Source organism: Pseudomonas sp. SP16.1 (genome assembly GCF_052682975.1).
Genome location: NZ_JBQYFZ010000001.1, coordinates 919,164 through 938,149, shown reverse-complemented (window position 1 = coordinate 938,149; position 18,986 = coordinate 919,164). Strand labels below are relative to the sequence as shown.

Genomic DNA, 18,986 nt, shown 5'->3' with positions numbered 1-18,986 from the left:
AGCAGTGCCGACGACCTCGGCACCTTCCTTGCGAACGGCCATATTAACAGGCGTCCGGGAACAGGGGGCGTGATCTATACTGCTTCGATCGGCCGACGTATTGCCGCGGCTGCCGTCAGTGCGCCTGGCCGGCAGTGGCCGCGGAATTCGGCATCCTGCGCCTAGCGGATCGCTGCCCCGCCCACGACGCCAACGGGCGCAGGAACGCAGCGGACAGCGAAGCGCGAACATCAAGGGCGGGGAGTTTCCTGTGCGAACACTGGGTGTGCTGCTTTGCGGCCTGCTGGCATTGCCCTGCGGCGCCGACAATCTGCGCTGGGGCTACGGCCCGGCCGACGCCATGCCCTATGTGGGCATGACCCAGGGCAAGGTAGACCGGGGCCTGGTACATCGCCTCGGCCTGGAGCTGGCCCTGCGCCTGGACCTGCCGATCGAGTTCGTCGAGACGCCGAACAACCGGCTCGAGGCCTATCTGCAACAGGGTCGGCTGCATCTGATTTGCAACAGCAACCCGGACTGGCTCGGCGAACCGCAGCGCTATCACTGGTCGCCGCCGTTGTACGAGGAGGAAGACGCGTTGCTGCAGCATCGCGACCGGCCGCCGCTGACCGATCTGCAGAGCCTCCACGGCAAGGTGCTCGGCACCAGTCTGGGCTACGTCTACAGCGCGCCGCTGATGGCGGCCTTCGCCGCTCGACAGATCCTGCGCCAGGACGTGCGCGACCTCGATACCAGCCTGCAGATGCTCGACAAGCAGCGCCTGGATGCGGTGATCGACATGCGCCGCAACCTGGTCTACAAGCTCGCCCAGTACCCGCAGCTGCGCTTGCGCTTCAGCCCCTGGGTAGTGGAACGCTACCGGGTGCACTGCGTCTATGGTCCGCACCTGCCGGTGGCCGCCGAACAGCTGGACGCAATTCTGCTGCAGCTGCGTGACGACGGATCGATCGCCGCCTGGCTGGACGAGGCGCTCAGCAGCGCTCCCGGGATAACGGATCAGGAGGTGGCAAGCGCTCGATATCCGCCAGGTGCTCCGGCGTCTGCGCCGCCCGCCAGGCCTTGAACGCGTCGAGTTCCCCCTGCCAGGTGCGCACCACCCAGGCCAGCACGGCCAGATCGTCGATGAAACCCAGGCCCGCCAGCCAGTCCGGAATGGCGTCCAGTGGAGTCAGGAAGTACAGCAGGGCGGCCACCGCCATCAGCAGTGCCTGACGGCTGACCTGCCGGTATTCGCCTTTGGCCCAGGCCAGGCACAAGGCACTGAGCAGGCGCAGATCCTCCTTCAGGGCGGCAAATCGCTCGCCCTGCGGCGTGCGCTTATCGCCGAGCGCGCGCAGCAATTCCGGTAGCCGTCCTTCACGCAGGAAACGCGCCGCCTGAGGCAGGTAACGCGCCAGCTTCCACGGAACTTTCATCGACCCTCCTCGGCAACCTGGATGGCACCTGGGCTTGATCGGCTTATCCACCGAAGCTGTGGATAAACCTGTGAAAAGACTTTCGACAAGCTTACCAAAGCCCCGCCGCATGGGGGCTTCGGACAGATCGGACATTTTTTGCCCAGCACATAAAAACCAAGAAAATCAATAAGTTGAAAATTGACACTGGCAAAGCGACAGTGTAACGCGCAGCTAGTTGCGAACTCTCAGAGCAATGTGCATAAGCGTAACATCCCCCACCGCCATCCCCCGGAAACGACAGCGCCCCGTCAAGACGGGGCGCTGTGGCAATACCTGGAAGTGTTACTGCTCGGCGGCCTGATCCTTGATACCGATCAGCTCCAGATCGAACACCAGCACCGAATTGGCCGGGATAGCCGGAGACGGGCTCTGTTCGCCGTAGGCCAGCTCGCTGGGAATGTACAGCTTGTACTTCTCGCCGACGTGCATCAGTTGCAGGCCTTCGACCCAGCCGGGGATCACGCCGCCGACCGGCAGGTCGATGGGGCTGCCACGGGCAACCGAGCTGTCGAACACGCTGCCGTCGGTCAGCTTGCCTTCGTAGTGCACGGTCACCACGTCGCTTTCCTTGGGCTGGGCGCCGTCGGCCTTCTTGATCACTTCGTACTGCAGGCCGGACTCGGTCGTCACCACGCCTTCGCGCTTGCCGTTCTCCTCGAGGAATTTCTTCCCGGCCTCGGCCGCTTCCTTGTTCAGCGCGGCCATGCGCTCTTCGGCGCGCGTCTGCAGGAAGGAGAAAGCCTCGACCATCTCATCGTCCTTGATCCGCGGCTCCTTCTTCGCCAGCGCATCCTCGATTCCCTGGGCGACGGCCTTGGAATCCAGATCGTCCATGCCTTCCTCGGACAGGCTACGGCCCATGTTCAGACCGATGCCGTAGGAAGCCTTCTGCGCCGGGCTCTTGAGTTCGACTTCGCTGGTTTGCGAATCGCAACCGGCGAGCACCAGGCCCACCAGGGCAACCGCCGCCGCCAAACGATGCTGTTTCATGCTTGTTCCTTGTGAATGCGCCCGAAGGCCGTCGTGTGAGGCGGCCAGCTTAACAGGCGGCCGCGATCACTGGCTACGGCATAGGAGCCGAGCAGTGCGCATAAGTTCAAGTAAACAAAGGAACTTTTTGAAGATTCCGGCAGACGCCGAGAAAATGTCACAGGAGGGGATGAAGCGAGGAGGAAATGGCGCAGCGGACGGGACTCGAACCCGCGACCCCCGGCGTGACAGGCCGGTATTCTAACCGACTGAACTACCGCTGCGCGTAACTGCGAGATTGGTGGGTGGTGACGGGATCGAACCGCCGACCCTCTGCTTGTAAGGCAGATGCTCTCCCGGCTGAGCTAACCACCCCATTCACTCTCGAAGTGGGGCGCATTCTAGAGAGCGATCCGTACCTTGGCAACCCCCTCGGCGAAATAATTTTTATCGCGCTGCCAAGGGCTTAGCTCAGGGTTGGCCTGAACCGCGGAGGGGAGAATAATGCGCGCCTTGCGTTGACGGACACGATCATTTGCGCTCGCTGAACCATCGGCGTGCGGCAAGGTTCTGAGCAGTTGCCCGTTCTTTTCATTGCGTCGCGACATGCCAGGCTCCTCCGCCGAGACGGCTGCAAGGGCTGGCGTTGCCTCGCGACCTTCACCTCAAACGGAGAATCACCCCTTCATGTGGTTTCGTAACCTGCTGGTCTATCGCCTTACCCAGGACATTCCCTTCGATGCCGACGCACTGGAGGCCGCACTGGCGAGCAAGCCGGCGCGCCCCTGCGCCAGCCAGGAGCTGACCACCTACGGTTTCACCGCGCCCTTCGGCAAGGGTGCCGATGCGCCGCTGGTGCACCTCAGCGGCGACTTCCTGCTGATCGGCACGCGCAAGGAAGAGCGCATCCTGCCCGGCTCGGTGGTGCGCGATGCACTGAAGGAGAAGGTCGACGAGATCGAGAACGCGCAGATGCGCAAGGTCTACAAGAAGGAGCGCGACCAGCTCAAGGACGAGATCGTCCAGGCCTTCCTGCCGCGCGCCTTCATCCGCAAGTCCGGCACCTTCGCCGCCATCGCGCCGAAGCAGGGCCTGATCCTGGTCGACAGCGCCAGCGCCAAGAAGGCCGAAGACCTGCTCTCCACCCTGCGCGAGGCCATGGGCTCGCTGCCGGTGCGTCCGCTGTCGGTGAAGATCGCACCGACCGCCACCCTCACCGACTGGCTGAAGACGCAGAAGGCCGCCGAGGGCTTCCATGTGCTCGACGAGTGCGAGCTGCGCGACACCCACGAGGACGGTGGCGTGGTGCGCTGCAAGCGCCAGGACCTGACCAGCGAGGAAATCCAGCTGCACCTGTCCACTGGCAAGCAGGTCACCCAGCTGTCGCTGGCCTGGCAGGACAAGCTGTCGTTCGTGCTCGACGACAAGCTGGTGATCAAGCGCCTGCGCTTCGAGGACGTGCTGCAGGAGCAGGCCGAGCAGGATGGCGGCGACGACGCCCTGGCCCAGCAGGACGCCAGCTTCATCCTGATGATGATGACCCTGGTGGAGTTCCTCCCCGAGCTGTTCACCGCTCTCGGCGGCGAAGAGATTCCGCAGGGGATCTGAGCCGCGGCGTCCGCCGCTTCAGCCGCCGGTAAAAGCCTGGCGACTGAAGCGGCTCCCACGGGGCGGATCGCGCGGCGCAGGCTACCTGGGCAGACTCAGGGTCACCCGCAGGCCGCCCTCGCGCAAGTTGCGCAGGTTCAGCTCACCGCCATGGCTGTGGGCGATGTTGCGCGCGATGCCCAGGCCAAGACCGTAGCCCTGCTGCTGGCCGGCCAGGCGGAAATGCGGCTCGAACACCTGTTCCAAGCGCTGTTCCGGCACGCCCGGGCCCTCGTCGTCGACGTGCAGGACGAAGGCCTGGCCATCGTCCTCGATATGCAAGTGGGCGCGCTCGCCGTACTTCAGCGCGTTGTCCACCAGATTGCCGATGCAGCGCTTGAGCGCCAGCGGCTTGCCCGGATAAGGCGCCAGAGCGCGGCCTGCGACCGTCACCCGGCCGTTGCCCAGGTAGGGCTCGACCACCCCGTGTAGCAGGTGGTCGAGGTCGACCGGCTCGATGTTCTCGTGGATATCGGTGTCCTTGACGCACTGCAGCGCACCCTTGACCAGCATTTCCAGGTCGTCCAGATCGCGGCCGAACTTGGCCTGCAACGCCTCGTCGTCGAGCAGTTCGACGCGCAGGCGCAGACGGGTGATCGGCGTGCGCAGGTCATGGGAGATGGCACTGAACAACTGGCTGCGCTCGTTGAGGTAACGGCCGATGCGCTCGCGCATGGCGTTGAAGGCGCGGCTGACCTCGACCACCTCGCTGCCGCCGGTCTCGGCCAGCGGCTCGACCTCGCTACCCAGCGACATTTCCCGCGCCGCCCTGGCCAGGCGCTTGAGCGGGCGGCTCTGCCAATGCACCAGGATGCCGATGAACAGCAGCAGAAAGCTGCTGGTGAGGAGGATAAACCACAGCTGCTGCGCCGGCAGGCCCTGCTGCTCCAGCGCCACATAAGGCTCGGGCAGCAAAGAGGCCAGGTACAGCCACTCGCCCTCGGCGATGCGGATCTGCGTCACCAGCACCGGTGGATTGAGCGGCTCCAGGCTCAGCGCGTAGTGCGCCCAGGAGCGCGGCAACTCGTCGAGTTTCAGACCGCTGTTGAAGATGCGCAGGTCCTCCGGGCTGACGAACTGCAGGGAGATGTCCAGGCCGCTGCCCAGGCGCTCGCGCAGGGTCGCCTCGACTGCCTCGAGCACCGCGCGCTTGCGCGGCGTCTGCGGCAGCACCTGCATCTGCAGCGGCTTGTCGTTCAGCGAGACGAAGAAGCGCGTGCCGCCCATGTTGCGCAACTGGTCGAGCACCATGGGCCGATAGCCGATGGGCAGCGAGCGGAAGTAGCTGACACTGGCGGCCATCGACTGCGCCAGGCTGCGCGCACTGGTGAGCAGGCCCTCCATCTGGCTGGCGCGCAGCTGCGAGACCCAGATGACGCTGGACAGCGCCTGCGCCAGCAGCACCACCAGCAGGGTCAGCAGCAGCATGCGCCCGAGCAGCGAGCGGGGCACCGGCAGCCAACGCCGCCAGCTAGCCATGCTGCGGCGTCACGCTGGCCGCCAGCAGGTAGCCGCTGCCGCGCACGGTGCGGATCAGCCGCGGCGGCTTATCAGTGTCACGCAGGCGTTGGCGCAGGCGGCTGACCGCCATGTCGACGATGCGCTCGAGCGGCATCACCTCGCGACCACGGGTGGCGTTGCCGATGGTGTCACGGTCGAGGATCTGCTGCGGATGGTCGAGGAACAGCTTGAGCAGGGCGAAATCGGCGCCGGAGAGGATCACTTCCTCGCCATCGGCATGGAACAGGCGGTGGCTGACCATGTCCAGGCGCCACTGATCGAAGGCCAGCACCTCGCCGCCCGCCGCCTGGCTGAACTGCGCGCGACGCAGCAGGGCCTTGATCCGCGCCTGCAGCTCGCGCGGGCTGAACGGCTTGCCCAGGTAATCGTCGGCGCCGAGCTCCAGGCCGATCACCCGGTCGGCCTCGTCGGAGCTGGCGGTGAGCATGATGATCGGCACCAGGGCGAAACGCTGGTGCTCGCGCACCCAGCGGCACAGGCTGAAACCGTCCTCGTCGGGCAGCATCACGTCGAGAATCACCAGGTCGGCCGGCTCGGCGCACAGCGCCTGGCGAAAGCCGGCGCCGTCGCAGGCGGCGCGCACGGCGAAGCCGGCGCGACTCAGGTAGGTCTGCAGCAGGTCGCGAATCTCCGCGTCGTCATCGACCAGGAGAATGGATTTTCCGGGCTGGCTCATGGTCCGCCGTCCTTATTGTCGTAGGGTGCGCCGTGCGCACCGCTATTGCACTCTCTCGCCTTGCGATCTGGTGCGCACGGCCTAGGCGACCCCGCACACCCTACGTCATCGCCTGCTGCAGCGCCACGCCGGCGCCTGTCAGGCCGGGGTATTCGGCGGTCACCAGCCAGGCCGGGATGCCGTCGAAATAATGGCTCATGCAGCCCTTGTCGCGCAGCGCCGCGGCGAAGCCGCTGGCGAGAAACAGCTCGGCGAAACGCGGCACCACGCCGCCGACCACATAGACCCCGCCGCGCGCGCCGAGGCTGAGCACCAGGTTGCCGGCGGCGCGACCGAGCCAGACGCTGAACTGCTCGATCACTGCGCCGGCCAGCGCGTCGCCGGCCAACGCCGCCGCCGTCACCTCGGCAGGCGAAGCCAGGCGTGGCTCGGCGCCTTCCAGTTGGCACAGCACGCGGTACAGCAGCAGCAGGCCGCCGCCGCTGAGCACGTCCTCGGCACGCACATGGCCGAGCTGGCGATACAGCAGCTGCCACAGCTCAGCCTCGCGCGGCGTGGCAATGGGCAGGTCGACATGCCCGCCCTCCCCCGGCAACGCCTGCCAGCCACCATCAGCCGCTGGCAGCAGGGTGCCGACGCCGAGGCCGGTGCCGGGACCGATCACCACACAGGGGCGATCAAGCTGCGCCTGACCGGGGCAGATCGGGCGACGCTCGTCCTCGCGCAGGCGGGTCATGCCCAGGGCCATGGCGGAGAAGTCGTTGATCAGCAGCAGCTCGCGTACCTGCAGCTCGCGGCAGAAGGCGCTGCGACTGAGGCGCCAGTGATTATTGGTGAAGCGGAACTCGTCGCCGCTGACCGGCCCGGCGCAAGCCAGGCACACCGATTCCACCGCCCCGAGCGGCAGATCCTGGCCCTGCAGATAGGCCCGAATCGCCGCCTGGGGAGTTGGGTAGTCGGCCGTGGCCAACACCTGCACGCTATCCAGTTGCTCGTCGCGCCAAAGGGCGAAGCGCGCGTTGGTCCCCCCGATATCGCCTACCAGCGCCAGCTTCACTTGAGCGACTCCAGGCTGGCGGTGAAGGCGCTGGCGCCCTGCTCGGCGCTGCTGAAGTTGTGCCGCATGAAGGCGAACAGCTCGCGCCCGCAGCCCGCTGCCGGCGTCGGCGCGACAGCCAGTTCGCGCGCCGCCAGCTCGGCCTCGTCGACGCGCAGCAGCAGCTCGCCGCTATGGCCGTCGAGGCGAATGATGTCGCCGTCGCGCACCCGCGCCAGCGGGCCGCCATCGAAGGCCTCGGGGCAGACGTGGATGGCCGCCGGGATCTTGCCCGAGGCGCCGGACATGCGCCCATCGGTGACCAGCGCCACCTTGAAGCCGCGATCCTGCAGCACGCCGAGATAGGGGGTCATCTTGTGCAGCTCGGGCATGCCGTTGCAACGCGGGCCCTGGAAGCGCACCACGGCGACGAAATCGCGCTCCAGCTTGCCGGCCTTGAATGCCTCGACCAGCTCCAGTTGGTCCTCGAATACCAGCGCCGGCGCCTCCACCAGCTGATGCTCGGGCGCCACCGCGGAGACCTTCATCACCCCGCGGCCGAGATTGCCCTGCATCAGACGCAGGCCGCCCTCCGCCGAGAACGGCCGCGCCACCGGGCGCAGCACGCTCTCCTCCAGGCTCTCGGTGGGGCCGTCGCGCCAGACCAGCTTGCCGTCTTCGAGGAAGGGCTCGCGGGTGTAGCGCGACAGGCCGCGGCCGGCCACGGTGTTGACCTCCTCGTGCAGCAGCCCGGCCTCGAGCAGCTCGCGAATCAGGAAGGCCATGCCGCCGGCGGCCTGGAAGTGATTGATGTCGGCCTTGCCGTTGGGATAGACGTGGGCCAGGGTCGGCACCACCTCGGAGAGGTCGGCCATGTCCTGCCAGGTCAGCAGGATGCCGGCGGCGCGGGCGATGGCCGGCATGTGCAGGGTATGGTTGGTCGAGCCGCCGGTGGCGTGCAGGGCGACGATGGAGTTGACCAGGCAGCGCTCGTCGACGATCTCGCCGATGGGCATGAAACTCCCGCTCTGCTTGGTCAGGCGGGTGACCTGCTGCGCCGCCTCGCGGGTCAGCGCATCGCGCAGCGGCGTGCCCGGATTGATAAACGAGGCGCCCGGCAGATGCAGGCCCATCACTTCCATCAGCAACTGGTTGGTATTGGCGGTGCCGTAGAAGGTGCAGGTACCGGGGCCGTGGTAGGCGGCCATTTCCGCGGCCAGCAGTTCGTCGCGGCTGGCCTTGCCCTCGGCATAGCGCTGGCGGACGTCGGCCTTCTCCTTGTTGGACAGGCCCGAGGTCATCGGCCCGGCCGGCACGAACAGCGACGGCAGGTGACCGAAGCGCAGCGCGCCCATCAGCAGACCGGGCACGATCTTGTCGCACACGCCGAGGTACAGCGCCGCATCGAACATGTTGTGCGACAGCGCCACGGCGGTGGACATGGCGATCACCTCGCGACTGGCAATGCCCAGCTCCATGCCCGGCTCGCCCTGGGTGACGCCATCGCACATGGCCGGCACGCCGCCGGCGAACTGGCCCACCGAGCCCATTTCGCGCAGGGCCTGCTTGATCTGCTCGGGGAAGTGCTCGTAGGGCTGGTGCGCCGAGAGCATGTCGTTATAAGCAGAAACGATGGCCACGTTGGCCGCGTCCATCAGACGCAGCGTCTGCTTGTCCTGACCGCCGCAGCCGGCCACGCCGTGGGCGAAATTGGCGCATTGCAGCTTGCCGCGCTGCGGCCCTTCGCTGGCGGCCGCATGGATCATCGCCAGGTAGCGCTGGCGGGTGGCGCGGCTGCGCTCGATCAGACGGTCGGTGACTTCAACAACGCGGGGATGCATGGGTGTTCTCCAGGCTAGCAACTAGCGTCTGTTTGTAGTTTTAACAAAATACTGCCATTCAAAAGGCTTGATTTCTAGTCTCATGAGAATAATCTTGTAATTCCAACAACAAATCACGAGAAACCTCACCATGACTCTGCGAATCGCCATCAATGGTTTCGGCCGCATCGGCCGTAACGTGCTGCGTGCACTCTACACCCAGGATTATCGCCAGCATCTGCAGGTGGTGGCGATCAATGACCTGGGCGACAGCGCGATGAATGCCCACCTGCTGCGCCATGACAGCGTCCACGGTGCATTTCCCGGCGAGGTGGTGGCCGACGGCGAGAGCCTGTGGGTCAACGGTGATCACATCGCCGTCAGCGCCATCCGCAATCCGGCCGAACTACCCTGGAAGGCCCATCAGGTCGACGTGGTGTTCGAGTGCACCGGGCTGTTCACCGACCGCGACAAGGCTGCCGCCCATCTCGCCGCAGGCGCCAGTAAGGTGTTGATCTCGGCACCGGCCAAAGGTGCCGACGCGACCGTGGTCTACGGCGTCAACGAGGCCGTGCTGACGCCGGCCATGCAGATCGTCTCCAACGCCTCCTGCACCACCAACTGCCTGGCGCCGGTGGCCCAGGTGCTACACCGCGAGCTGGGCATCGAACAGGGACTGATGACCACCATCCATGCCTACACCAACGACCAGAACCTCTCCGACGTCTACCACAGCGACCCCTACCGCGCACGCTCGGCCACCCAGTCGATGATCCCGACCAAGACCGGCGCCGCCGAAGCGGTCGGCCTGGTGCTGCCGGAGCTGGCCGGCAAACTCACCGGCATGGCCGTGAGGGTACCGGTGATCAACGTGTCGCTGGTCGACCTGACCCTGCAGCTCAGGCGCGAGACCAGCGCCGAGGAAGTCAACGCCCTGCTCAAGGCCGCCAGCGAGAAGTCGCCGGTGCTCGGCTACAACAGCCTGCCGCTGGTGTCCTGCGACTTCAACCACAATCCGCTGTCGTCGATCTTCGACGCCAACCACACCAAGGTCAGCGGCAAGCTGCTCAAGGTGATGGCCTGGTACGACAACGAGTGGGGCTTCTCCAACCGCATGCTGGACAACTGCCTGGCCCTGGCGCGCCTGGGCTGAAGCGAGGAGCACCGATGAGCCGCATCAGCTTCACCACCGCCAGCCTGCCGGCGCGCAAGCGCATCGCCCTGGTGGCCCACGACCACTGCAAGGGTTTTCTGCTCGACTGGTGCGCGCGCCAGCGCGACACGCTGGCGCGCCACGAGCTGGTGGCCACCGGCACCACCGGCCTGTTGCTGAGCAAGCGCCTGCAGTTGCCGGTAGAAAGCATGATCAGCGGCCCCTTGGGCGGCGACCAGCAGCTCGGCGCCCGTATCGCCGAGCGCCGTGTGGACGTCCTGGTGTTCTTCTGGGACCCCTTCGAGCCGCAGCCGCACGACCCGGACATCAAGGCGCTGCTAAGGGTCGCCGCGGTGTGGAACATTCCGGTGGCGTGCAACGAAAGCAGCGCCGACTACCTGCTCGGCAGTGCCCTGCTGGAACAGCAGCACGAGTACCGCATCCCCGACTACCAGGCCTATCTGGCCGGACGGGGCTAGAAATCCACCCTGCCCCGCCCCGCCTTGATCGCCCCGCGCTTGCTCTTGCCGTCCAGACGACGCTGCTTCGAGCCCAGGGTCGGTTTGGTCGGGCGGCGCTTCTTCTCCACCTTGCCGGCGCTGCGGATCAGCTCGGCCAGGCGCTCGAGCGCGTCCATGCGGTTCTGCTCCTGGGTGCGATACTGCTGCGCCTTGATGATCACCACCCCCTCGGCGGTGATGCGACTATCGCGTAGCGCCAGCAGGCGTTCCTTGTAGAACGCCGGCAACGACGAGGCCTGGGTGTCGAAGCGCAGGTGCACGGCGCTGGACACTTTGTTGACGTTCTGCCCGCCAGCGCCCTGGGCGCGGATGGCGCTCAGCTCAATCTCCTCGAGGGGCAGGTGCACGGCATTGGAGACGATCAACATGGCCTTGGTCCACAGGGTCGGGCCGACAGGATAACCGCTGACGCTGTAACCTTTGCTTGAAATTTCCCCGCGGCGTTCGCCCGGCGGCTCGGCTAACGTAGCGATCTGCATTCACGCGAGCACAATCATGGACTCGATCACCCAAGCCGTACTCGGCGCCAGCATCCAGGGCGCCCTGCTCGGTCGCTGGCAGGGTCGCAAGGCCCTGCTGTACGGAGCCATGCTCGGCACCCTGCCGGATCTCGACGTGGTCATCGATTACGGCGATGCGGTGGCCAACATGACCCACCACCGCGGCTTCAGCCATTCGCTGCTGGTGCTCAGCGCCCTCGCCGTGCTGCTGACCTGGCTGGCCAGACGCCTGCACCCGCAACCGGGCTACTCGAGCAGACGCCTGCTGCTCGCCGTCTGGCTGGTGCTGGTCACCCATCCGCTGCTGGACGCCTTCACCAGCTATGGCACCCAGCTGTTCTGGCCGTTGATGCCGACGCCAACCGCCTGGTCGAGCGTGTTCATCATCGACCCGATCTACACCCTACCGCTGCTCGCCGCGGTGGTGTTCGGCCTGGTCGGCGGGCTACGCGAGCAGGCCTGGCGGGTTCCGGCCCTGGCCCTGGCGCTGTCGACCCTCTATCTGGCCTCTACCCTGGCCGGCAAACACATGGCCGAGCAGCGCGTCGAGGCCGAGCTGGCGCGCCAGGGCATCGAGGCCGAGCAGTTGTTCGTCACCCCGACGCCGTTCAACAGCCTGCTGTGGCGGGTCATAGTGCTCGACCGCGAGCATTATCACGAGGCGCTGGTGGGCTGGTTCGACGCCGGGCCGCCACAACTGCAGCGTCTGCCGCGCGGAACCCGGCTGCGCGAACAACTGCTCGACTCGCCCGCGCATCGGCGCCTGGCCTGGTTCACCAACGGCGTGCTGCGCTACGACCGGATCGGCGATCGCCTGATCGTCACCGATCTGCGCCTGGGCATGACCGGCTTTCATCCCTTCCGTTTCGATTTCGCCCGCCAGCGCGATGGCCGCTGGCAGGTGCACGAGCACGTCGACCGCCTGCCGTTCGAGCGCGGCAACCCCGAGCACCTGCTGGTGCTGTTCAAGCGCATCTGGCAGCCGCAGTCGCCCGTACCGCTACTGGCCTGGGCCGGCGAGCTGGAGAAACCCCTGCTGAGCGAGACGGGCTCGCGCTAACATCGACACCTCTTCACCAAGGCAGGATGCCTGCGATGCCGTTTCGCCGTTTCGAGTCGCTGATCGACGCCTTCAAACCCAGCCCGGACGTGCAGCCGCCCGCCGGGCTGGTGCCCTTCTACCTGCACTACCTGCGCCAGGTCTGGCCGCTGATGCTGGCCCTGCTGGTGATGGGGTTCTTCGCCGCGGTGATCGAGGTGGCGCTGTTCGAGTTCCTCGGCCGCCTGATCGACATGGCGCAGCGCACGCCGAACGCCGAGTTCTTCCAGCACTACCGCGGCGAGTTGCTGTGGATGCTGCTGGTGGCGCTGATCCTGCGGCCGCTGGTGTTCGGCCTGCACGACCTGCTGGCCAACCAGGCGGTCAACCCCGGGCTGACCAACCTGATCCGCTGGCAGAACCATCGCTACGTGCTCAAGCAGAGCCTGGGCTTCTTCCAGAACGACTTCGCCGGGCGCATCGCCCAGCGCATCATGCAGACCGGGCCGAGCCTGCGCGAGTCGGCCATGCAACTGGTCGACGCGCTGTGGTTCGTGGTGGTCTACGCCGGCAGCGCGCTGTACCTGTTCGCCGAGGCGGATGTACGCCTGATCGTGCCGCTGCTGGCCTGGATCGTGGGCTACTGCCTGCTGCTGCGCCATTTCGTGCCGCGCATCCAGCGGCGTTCGGCGGCCGCCTCGGCGGCGCGTTCGAAGGTCATGGGCCGGGTTGTGGACGGCTACAGCAACGTGATGACGCTCAAGCTGTTCGCCCACACCCGCGAGGAGGAAAACTACACCCGCGAAGCCATGCAGGAGCTGCTGGACAAGGTGCGCCTGCAGACCCGGACCGTGACTCTGCTGGATGTCAGCATCACCTGCCTCAACGGCGTGCTGATCGTCGCCACCGGCGCCCTGGCCCTGTGGCTGTGGAGCCTGGAGTCGATCAGCACCGGCGCCATCGCCCTGGCGCTGGGCCTGGTGCTGCGCATCAACAACATGGCCGAGTGGGTCATGTGGGTGGTCAACGGCATCTTCGAGAACGTCGGCACGGTGCAGGACGGCATGCGCACCATCGTCCAGCCGCGCGAGGTGCTCGACCGGATGGACGCCGAGCCGCTGCGCGTGGAACGCGGCGAGGTACGCTTCGAGGACATCCACTTCCACTACGGCAAGGCCGGCGGGGTGATCGCCGGACTCAGCCTGAACGTGCGCGCGGGCGAGAAGATCGGCCTGGTCGGGCCGTCCGGCGCCGGCAAGTCGACCCTGGTCAACCTGCTGCTGCGCCTGTACGACCTGGAGAGCGGGCGCATCCTGGTCGATGGCCAGGACATCGCTGCGGTGAGCCAGGAGAGCCTGCGCGCGCAGATCGGCATGGTCACCCAGGACACCGCCCTGCTGCACCGCTCGATTCGCGACAACCTGCGCTACGGCAAGCCCGACGCCAGCGAGGCGCAGTTGCTGGAGGCCGCGCGCAAGGCCCGCGCCGACGCCTTCATCCCGCTGCTGGACGACGGCCAGGGCGGCCACGGCATGGATGCGCAGGTCGGCGAGCGCGGGGTCAAGCTGTCCGGCGGCCAGCGCCAGCGCATCGCCATCGCCCGCGTGCTGCTCAAGGACGCACCGATCCTGGTGCTGGACGAGGCCACCTCGGCACTGGATTCAGAAGTCGAAGCGGCGATCCAGGACAGCCTGGACGAGCTGATGCAGGGCAAGACGGTGATCGCCATCGCCCACCGCCTGTCAACCATCGCGCGCATGGACCGCCTGGTGGTGATCGACCAGGGGCGCATCGTCGAGACCGGCAGCCATGCCGAGCTGGTCGCCCGCGGCGGCCTGTATGCGCGCCTGTGGCAGCACCAGACCGGCGGCTTTGTCGGGGTGGATTGAGACCCGGGCGTGACCGGACTTTGGCCGCGACGCTTTTGTAGGAGCCGGATTGCCGGCGATGCTATTGAAACGCCGATCGCCGGCAAGCCGGCTCCTACAGGTTCAAGGTCGTAGCCTCACTCCGCCGCCGGCTTCTTGCGCTTGAGCGGCGCCAGGCCGTCCTCGCTGACCACGGCGGACGGCTTGCCGGCCGGGCGTGGGCCGGACTTGCGCTTGGGCGCTGCGGTTTTCTTCGGGTCCTTCTTGCTGTCGGTCTTTTTCTTCTTGCTGCCGGCGGCCTTGCCCGAGGCCTTGAGGTTCTTCGGCCCCTGGTAGCTGCCCTTGAGCTCCTTGACAGTACGCCGCTCGAAACGCTGCTTGAGGTAGCGTTCGATGCTCGACATCAGGTTCCAGTCGCCGTGGCAGATCAGCGAAATCGCCAGACCCTCGCCACCGGCACGGCCGGTACGGCCGATGCGGTGCACGTACTCGTCGCCGGAACGCGGCATGTCGAAGTTGATCACCAGGTCCAGGCCCTCGACGTCCAGGCCGCGCGCTGCCACGTCGGTGGCCACCAGCACCCTCACCGCGCCTTGGCGCAGACGTTCGATGGCCAGCTTGCGATCCTTCTGGTCCTTTTCGCCGTGCAGCACGAAGGCCTTGACCCCGGCCGCCACCAGCTTGCCGTAGAGGCGGTCGGCCTGCACTCGGGTGTTGGTGAAGACGATGGCCTTGTCATAGGTTTCGTTGGCCAGCAGCCAGTCGACCAGCTGTTCCTTGTGATGGTTGTGGTCGGCGGTGATGATCTGCTGGCGGGTGCCCTCGTTGAGCTGGCTGACGCTGTTGAGCATCAGGTGCTGCGGCTGGTGCAGCACCTTGGCGACCATCTCGCGCAGGCCATTGCCGCCGGTGGTGGCGGAGAACAGCAGGGTCTGGTGCGGACCGCAGGCCTCGGCCAGGCGCTGGGCGTCCTCGGCGAAGCCCATGTCGAGCATGCGGTCGGCCTCGTCGAACACCAGCACCTCGACCTCGTCCAGCGGCAGGTTGCCGGCATTGGCGTGCTCGATCAGACGTCCGGGAGTGCCGATCAGGATGTCGATCTTGCGCATCAGCGCGGCCTGCACCTTGAAGTCCTCGCCGCCGGTGACCAGGCCGGCCTTGAGGAAGGTGAACTGGGCGAAACGCTCGACTTCCTTGAGGGTCTGCTGGGCCAGCTCGCGGGTCGGCAGGAGGATCAGCGCACGGATGCTCAGGCGCTGCTTGGAGTTGCCGTCACCGAGCAGGCGATTGAGCAGCGGCAGGACGAAGGCGGCGGTCTTGCCACTGCCGGTCTGGGCGATCACCCGCAGGTCCTTGCCCTCCAGCGCAGGCGGAATCGCTGCCGCCTGCACCGGGGTGGGCTCGACGAAGTTCAGCTCGGCCACGGCTTTCAGCAGGCGTTCATGCAGGGCGAATTGGGCAAACACGGGGCACTACCTCGAAAAATCGACAAAACGGTGCATAGCCTAACGGTTTCCGCCGCCGCGGCCGAATTTCTTTGCATGCCCCCGGCGCGTCGAGCGGCGCCGTGACCCCTCGCCGCCCCCGACGCCGGTCACGACCGGCCCGCCAACGCGACGTGCCCTGCCGCAGAGACCGCCGTCACGATCGCGACCAGGCCTGCCGCGCGGGGATTGTATTGCCCCGGGCAGCGGCGCTCTAATCGGCCTCCCCCTTCGATGGAGTGTCGCTCATGTTTGCCAAACCCCTTTGCGCCGTCAGCCTCGGCCTCAGCCTGTTGCTGGCGGCCTCTCCCCTGCTGGCCAGCCCGCCGCCCGGCAAGGGCAAGCCAACGGCCGGCGAGGACAGCGCGCAGATCGACCTGCGTGGCCCGACCGTGGATATCGGCCAGGTGCGCATCGTGCTTGGCGAGAACCGCCAGTTGATCGGCCCGACTTCCGCCCTGCCGCCAGGCATCGCCAAGAACCTGGGTCGCGGCAAGCCGCTGCCGCCGGGCATCGCCAAGAACTTCGACAGCCGTCTGTCGGCGCGCCTGCCCCAGTATGACGGCTACCAGTGGCAGCAGGTCGGCCGCGACGTGGTGCTGGTGGCCGTCGCTACCGGCATCGTCCATGAAATCCTGCGCAACGTCCTCGACTGAGACCCGCCGGGCAGCTGCCGACCAGCGGTAGGGCGCCCGGCGAACTTGTTGCCCGTGATATCGATCAAATCTTCAGATGGCCTGCCGAGGAGACATCATGAACCCGTCGCTGATCTATCACATCACTTCGAGCCTCGATGGCTATATCGCCCGCCCCGATGGTCGCCTCGACTGGTTCGACAGCCTGCGCCAGCCGGACGAGGAATACAGCTTCCAGTATTTCTACTCGGGTATCGACGCCCTGCTGATGGGCCGCGGCACCTACGAGGCGCTGCGCGGGCGCGGCGGACCCTGGCCTTATCCCGGCAAGCCCTGCGTGGTGCTGACCCGCCTGGAACTGCCGCGCGCCAGCGACGAAGTGCAGCTGACCCATTGCACTCCCGGACAGGCCCTGGCGGCCCTGGGCGAGGCCAAGTTCCAGCGCATCTGGCTGGTCGGCGGCAGCCTCCTGGCAGGTACCTGCTACACCGCCGGACTGATCGACGAAGTGGTGATCAATCTGGTGCCCCACGTGCTCGGCGCCGGCATCCCGCTGCTGGCCACCGGGATGGAGCGCAGCCTGACGCTGAGCGACCAGCGTCGCTTCAACAGCGGCACCGTGCAGCTGCACTACCGGGTGCAAAAGCAGGTCAGCCAACTCCGGCAGATCCCCGTACCGCGCGCCAGCGTCGCCTGATCAGCCCCCTCGCCGCTGCTTGCGCAGCAGCCGGACGCTGTCCCATCCGACCAGCAGTACCGCCAGCCAGATCGGCAGGTAGGTCAGCCATTGCGCCGCATCGAAGTGCTCACCGAGGACCAGCAGGGCCACGGCGAACAGCAGCACCGGCTCGACGTAGCTGAGAATGCCGAACAGCCCCAGCGGCAGCAGGCGGCTGGAGGCCATCATCGCGGCGAAGGCCAGGGTACCGATCAGCGCCATGCCGGGCACCAGCAGCCAGAGCGCGACCCGGCCCTCGAAGGCGCCGACCGGCCCGTACGCGACGATCAGCCAGATGGCCAAGGGCGCCAGCATCAGCATCTCCAGCACGAAGCCCGACAACGCGTCCAGGCGCATCCAGCGGCGCAGCATGAAATATGGCGGATAGCCCAGCGCGGTAATCAGGGTCAGCCAGGAAAACGCCTGGCTGCGCCACAACTCGTGCGTCACCCCGAGCACCGCGCAGGCCACCGCCAGTTGTTGCAACGGGCGCAGACGCTCCTGATAGAACAGCCGGCCGGCCAGCACCATGGCCAACGGCAGCAGGAAATAGCCCATCGACACTTCGAGCATGCGCCCGGCCAGCGGCGCCCAGAGAAACAGCCCCCACTGCACGCCGATCAGCGCCGCCGCCAGCGGCCAGGCGGCCAGCAGCAGCGGCTCGCGGCGCAGGCGGGCGAAGGTCTCGCCCAGCAGCGCGCCCTGGCGGCTCAGCAGCACCAGTAACAGCACCAGCGGAATCGACCAGAGCACGCGCTGGGCGAATATCTGGATGCCATCCAGCGGCGCCAGCAGTTGCACGTAACCGGGCAGCACTGCGAACAGCACCGACGCGCCCACCGACAGCGCCACGCCACGTCCGGACAGATGCATCAGCGTGCCGCGCCCTGCAGCGGGCTGGCCCGGCCGAGCCCGGCCAGCGGCAGCGAGGCGACGATCACCGCGCCGCCCAGCGCCAGGCGCGCCAGGTCGGCGTCGTGATTCCAGATCAGCAGGTTGACCAGCAAACCTGCCGGCACCAGGGCGTTGTTCATCACCGCCAGGGTGCCGCCGTCGACCAGGCTGGCGCCCTTGTTCCACCAGTACAGCCCCAGCCCCGAAGCCATCACCCCGAGCCAGCCGAGCACACCCCATTGCAGCGCCGTGCCCGGCAGGCGCTCGGCATTGCCCAGCAGCAGGAAGGCCGGCAGCGCCACCAGCAGCGCGCCCACATAGAAGAAGCCGAACCGCCGGTACTGCGGCTCGCTCGAGGGATGGCGCAGCAGCAGGTGCTTGTACAGCACCTGGCCGGCGGCGAAGGTGAAGTTGGCCAGTTGCAGCAGCAGGAAGCCGAGCAGGAAGCCTTGGCTGACGCCGTCGTAGCGGATGATTCCGGCCCCCAGCACCGCCACCAGCGCGGCGAGCAGCGCCCAGGGGTTGAAGCGGCGATTGAGGGCGTCCTCGATCAGGGTCACGTGCAACGGCGTGAGGATGGTGAACAGCAGCACCTCGGGCACCGTCAGCAGGTTGAAGCTAAGGTACAGACAGACGTAGGTGACACCGAACTGCAGCGCGCCGATCAGCAGCATGCCGCGCACGAAGGCCGGCGCCTGGCCGCGCCAGCGGGTCAGCGGCACGAACAGCAGCCCGGCGATGAGGATACGGCTGAGCACGGCGAAATAGCTGTCGACCCGACCGGCCAGGTACTCGCCGATCAGGCTGAAGGAGAAGGCCCACAGCAGGGTCACAATCAGCAGGTAGCGCACGGCGAGCTCCAGGCAACGAAGGCGGCGACCTTAGCGCGTTCGCCAGTGCCGGACAATCCGCAGCAGTGGCTTCAGCCGCGAACAGGGTGGGCGCCGGTCGCAATCCGGGAGCTGCCCCCGGCTTTGCACCGGGCCAGACGAAAAAGCCGGCCGGCACCCTCGGGTCCCGGCCGGCGAACGCGCCCGGATGCGGGCGC

19 protein-coding genes and 2 tRNA genes are annotated in these 18,986 nt (G+C 66.9%); 8 read left to right on the top strand and 13 right to left on the bottom strand.

Translation table 11 applies throughout. The features are described 5' to 3' along the window. Positions 1–250: 250 nt before the first annotated feature. A complete protein-coding gene (locus ACUTAF_RS04695; RefSeq protein WP_445578882.1) occupies positions 251–1,063 on the top strand; it encodes a substrate-binding periplasmic protein in 813 nt (270 codons plus the stop codon). On the opposite strand, the gene ACUTAF_RS04690 is transcribed toward ACUTAF_RS04695, so the two are convergent. The 5 genes from ACUTAF_RS04690 to ACUTAF_RS04670 form a co-directional block, all read right to left on the bottom strand. Next, positions 972–1,415 carry a YkvA family protein gene (locus tag ACUTAF_RS04690; protein ID WP_445578881.1) on the bottom strand — a complete coding sequence of 148 codons (444 nt, stop codon included), beginning with the start codon at positions 1,413–1,415 and terminating at the stop codon, positions 972–974. The genes ACUTAF_RS04695 and ACUTAF_RS04690 overlap by 92 nt on opposite strands. 324 nt (positions 1,416–1,739) lie before the next feature. After that, positions 1,740–2,447: an FKBP-type peptidyl-prolyl cis-trans isomerase gene (locus ACUTAF_RS04685; RefSeq protein WP_445578880.1), complete on the bottom strand. Its 708-nt coding sequence runs from the start codon at positions 2,445–2,447 to the stop codon at positions 1,740–1,742. Between the two features lie 186 nt (positions 2,448–2,633). Next, a tRNA-Asp gene (locus tag ACUTAF_RS04680) sits at positions 2,634–2,710 on the bottom strand. 15 nt (positions 2,711–2,725) lie between these two features. Next, positions 2,726–2,801 (bottom strand) — tRNA-Val (locus tag ACUTAF_RS04675). Between the two features lie 26 nt (positions 2,802–2,827). Further along, the gene (locus ACUTAF_RS04670) at positions 2,828–3,034 is read right to left on the bottom strand and encodes a hypothetical protein (RefSeq protein WP_445578879.1); all 207 of its coding nucleotides are present in this window, start codon (positions 3,032–3,034) and stop codon (positions 2,828–2,830) included. Between the two features lie 79 nt (positions 3,035–3,113). Here ACUTAF_RS04670 and rdgC point away from each other — a divergent pair, with 79 nt between their 5' ends. Further along, entirely contained in the window at positions 3,114–4,034 is a 921-nt protein-coding gene (gene rdgC / locus ACUTAF_RS04665) for a recombination-associated protein RdgC (RefSeq protein ID WP_445578878.1), read from the top strand. A gap of 81 nt (positions 4,035–4,115) precedes the next feature. Here the strand turns inward: rdgC and ACUTAF_RS04660 are convergent, their stop codons facing one another. From ACUTAF_RS04660 to edd, 4 genes are all read right to left on the bottom strand, one after another. Beyond that, positions 4,116–5,552, bottom strand: coding sequence for an ATP-binding protein (locus tag ACUTAF_RS04660; protein WP_445578877.1), 1,437 nt, complete (start codon positions 5,550–5,552; stop codon positions 4,116–4,118). Continuing rightward, the gene (locus tag ACUTAF_RS04655) at positions 5,545–6,270 is read right to left on the bottom strand and encodes a response regulator (RefSeq protein ID WP_445578876.1); all 726 of its coding nucleotides are present in this window, start codon (positions 6,268–6,270) and stop codon (positions 5,545–5,547) included. Before ACUTAF_RS04655 ends, ACUTAF_RS04660 begins: the two co-directional genes overlap by 8 nt. Positions 6,271–6,370: 100 nt before the next feature. Then, entirely contained in the window at positions 6,371–7,327 is a 957-nt protein-coding gene (locus ACUTAF_RS04650) for a glucokinase (RefSeq protein ID WP_445578875.1), read from the bottom strand. Beyond that, positions 7,324–9,147, bottom strand: coding sequence for a phosphogluconate dehydratase (gene edd, locus ACUTAF_RS04645; RefSeq protein WP_445578874.1), 1,824 nt, complete (start codon positions 9,145–9,147; stop codon positions 7,324–7,326). Before edd ends, ACUTAF_RS04650 begins: the two co-directional genes overlap by 4 nt. Before the next feature lie 130 nt (positions 9,148–9,277). Between edd and gap the strand changes: the two genes are divergently transcribed. Continuing rightward, complete coding sequence (gap, locus tag ACUTAF_RS04640; protein ID WP_445578873.1) at positions 9,278–10,279, top strand: type I glyceraldehyde-3-phosphate dehydrogenase; 1,002 nt, start codon at positions 9,278–9,280, stop codon at positions 10,277–10,279. A 14-nt stretch (positions 10,280–10,293) separates the two neighbouring features. Continuing rightward, positions 10,294–10,758: a methylglyoxal synthase gene (locus ACUTAF_RS04635; protein ID WP_445578872.1), complete on the top strand. Its 465-nt coding sequence runs from the start codon at positions 10,294–10,296 to the stop codon at positions 10,756–10,758. Here the strand turns inward: ACUTAF_RS04635 and arfB are convergent. Then, on the bottom strand, positions 10,755–11,168 hold the full coding sequence (gene arfB, locus ACUTAF_RS04630; protein WP_445578871.1) for an alternative ribosome rescue aminoacyl-tRNA hydrolase ArfB: 414 nt from the start codon (positions 11,166–11,168) through the stop codon (positions 10,755–10,757). The genes ACUTAF_RS04635 and arfB overlap by 4 nt on opposite strands. 127 nt (positions 11,169–11,295) lie before the next feature. Here arfB and ACUTAF_RS04625 point away from each other — a divergent pair, with 127 nt between their 5' ends. Both ACUTAF_RS04625 and ACUTAF_RS04620 read left to right on the top strand, forming a co-directional pair. After that, positions 11,296–12,360 (top strand): metal-dependent hydrolase, encoded by a 1,065-nt coding sequence (locus ACUTAF_RS04625; protein WP_445578870.1) that lies wholly within the window; start codon positions 11,296–11,298, stop codon positions 12,358–12,360. Between the two features lie 35 nt (positions 12,361–12,395). Next, positions 12,396–14,228, top strand: coding sequence for an ABC transporter ATP-binding protein (locus tag ACUTAF_RS04620; protein WP_445578869.1), 1,833 nt, complete (start codon positions 12,396–12,398; stop codon positions 14,226–14,228). Between the two features lie 116 nt (positions 14,229–14,344). On the opposite strand, the gene ACUTAF_RS04615 is transcribed toward ACUTAF_RS04620, so the two are convergent. Further along, a complete protein-coding gene (locus ACUTAF_RS04615) occupies positions 14,345–15,673 on the bottom strand; it encodes a DEAD/DEAH box helicase (protein WP_445578868.1) in 1,329 nt (442 codons plus the stop codon). Between the two features lie 266 nt (positions 15,674–15,939). On the opposite strand from ACUTAF_RS04615, the gene ACUTAF_RS04610 reads away from it, so the two are divergent. Together ACUTAF_RS04610 and ACUTAF_RS04605 are read left to right on the top strand one after the other, a co-directional pair. Next, on the top strand, positions 15,940–16,347 hold the full coding sequence (locus tag ACUTAF_RS04610) for an anti-virulence regulator CigR family protein (RefSeq protein WP_445578867.1): 408 nt from the start codon (positions 15,940–15,942) through the stop codon (positions 16,345–16,347). Positions 16,348–16,444: 97 nt separating this feature from the next. Then, positions 16,445–17,023, top strand: coding sequence for a dihydrofolate reductase family protein (locus tag ACUTAF_RS04605; RefSeq protein ID WP_445578866.1), 579 nt, complete (start codon positions 16,445–16,447; stop codon positions 17,021–17,023). Here the strand turns inward: ACUTAF_RS04605 and rarD are convergent, their stop codons facing one another. Together rarD and ACUTAF_RS04595 are read right to left on the bottom strand one after the other, a co-directional pair. Further along, a complete protein-coding gene (rarD, locus tag ACUTAF_RS04600; RefSeq protein WP_445578865.1) occupies positions 17,024–17,917 on the bottom strand; it encodes an EamA family transporter RarD in 894 nt (297 codons plus the stop codon). After that, the gene (locus ACUTAF_RS04595) at positions 17,917–18,789 is read right to left on the bottom strand and encodes a carboxylate/amino acid/amine transporter (RefSeq protein ID WP_445578864.1); all 873 of its coding nucleotides are present in this window, start codon (positions 18,787–18,789) and stop codon (positions 17,917–17,919) included. Before ACUTAF_RS04595 ends, rarD begins: the two co-directional genes overlap by 1 nt. Between the last annotated feature and the right edge of the window lie 197 nt (positions 18,790–18,986).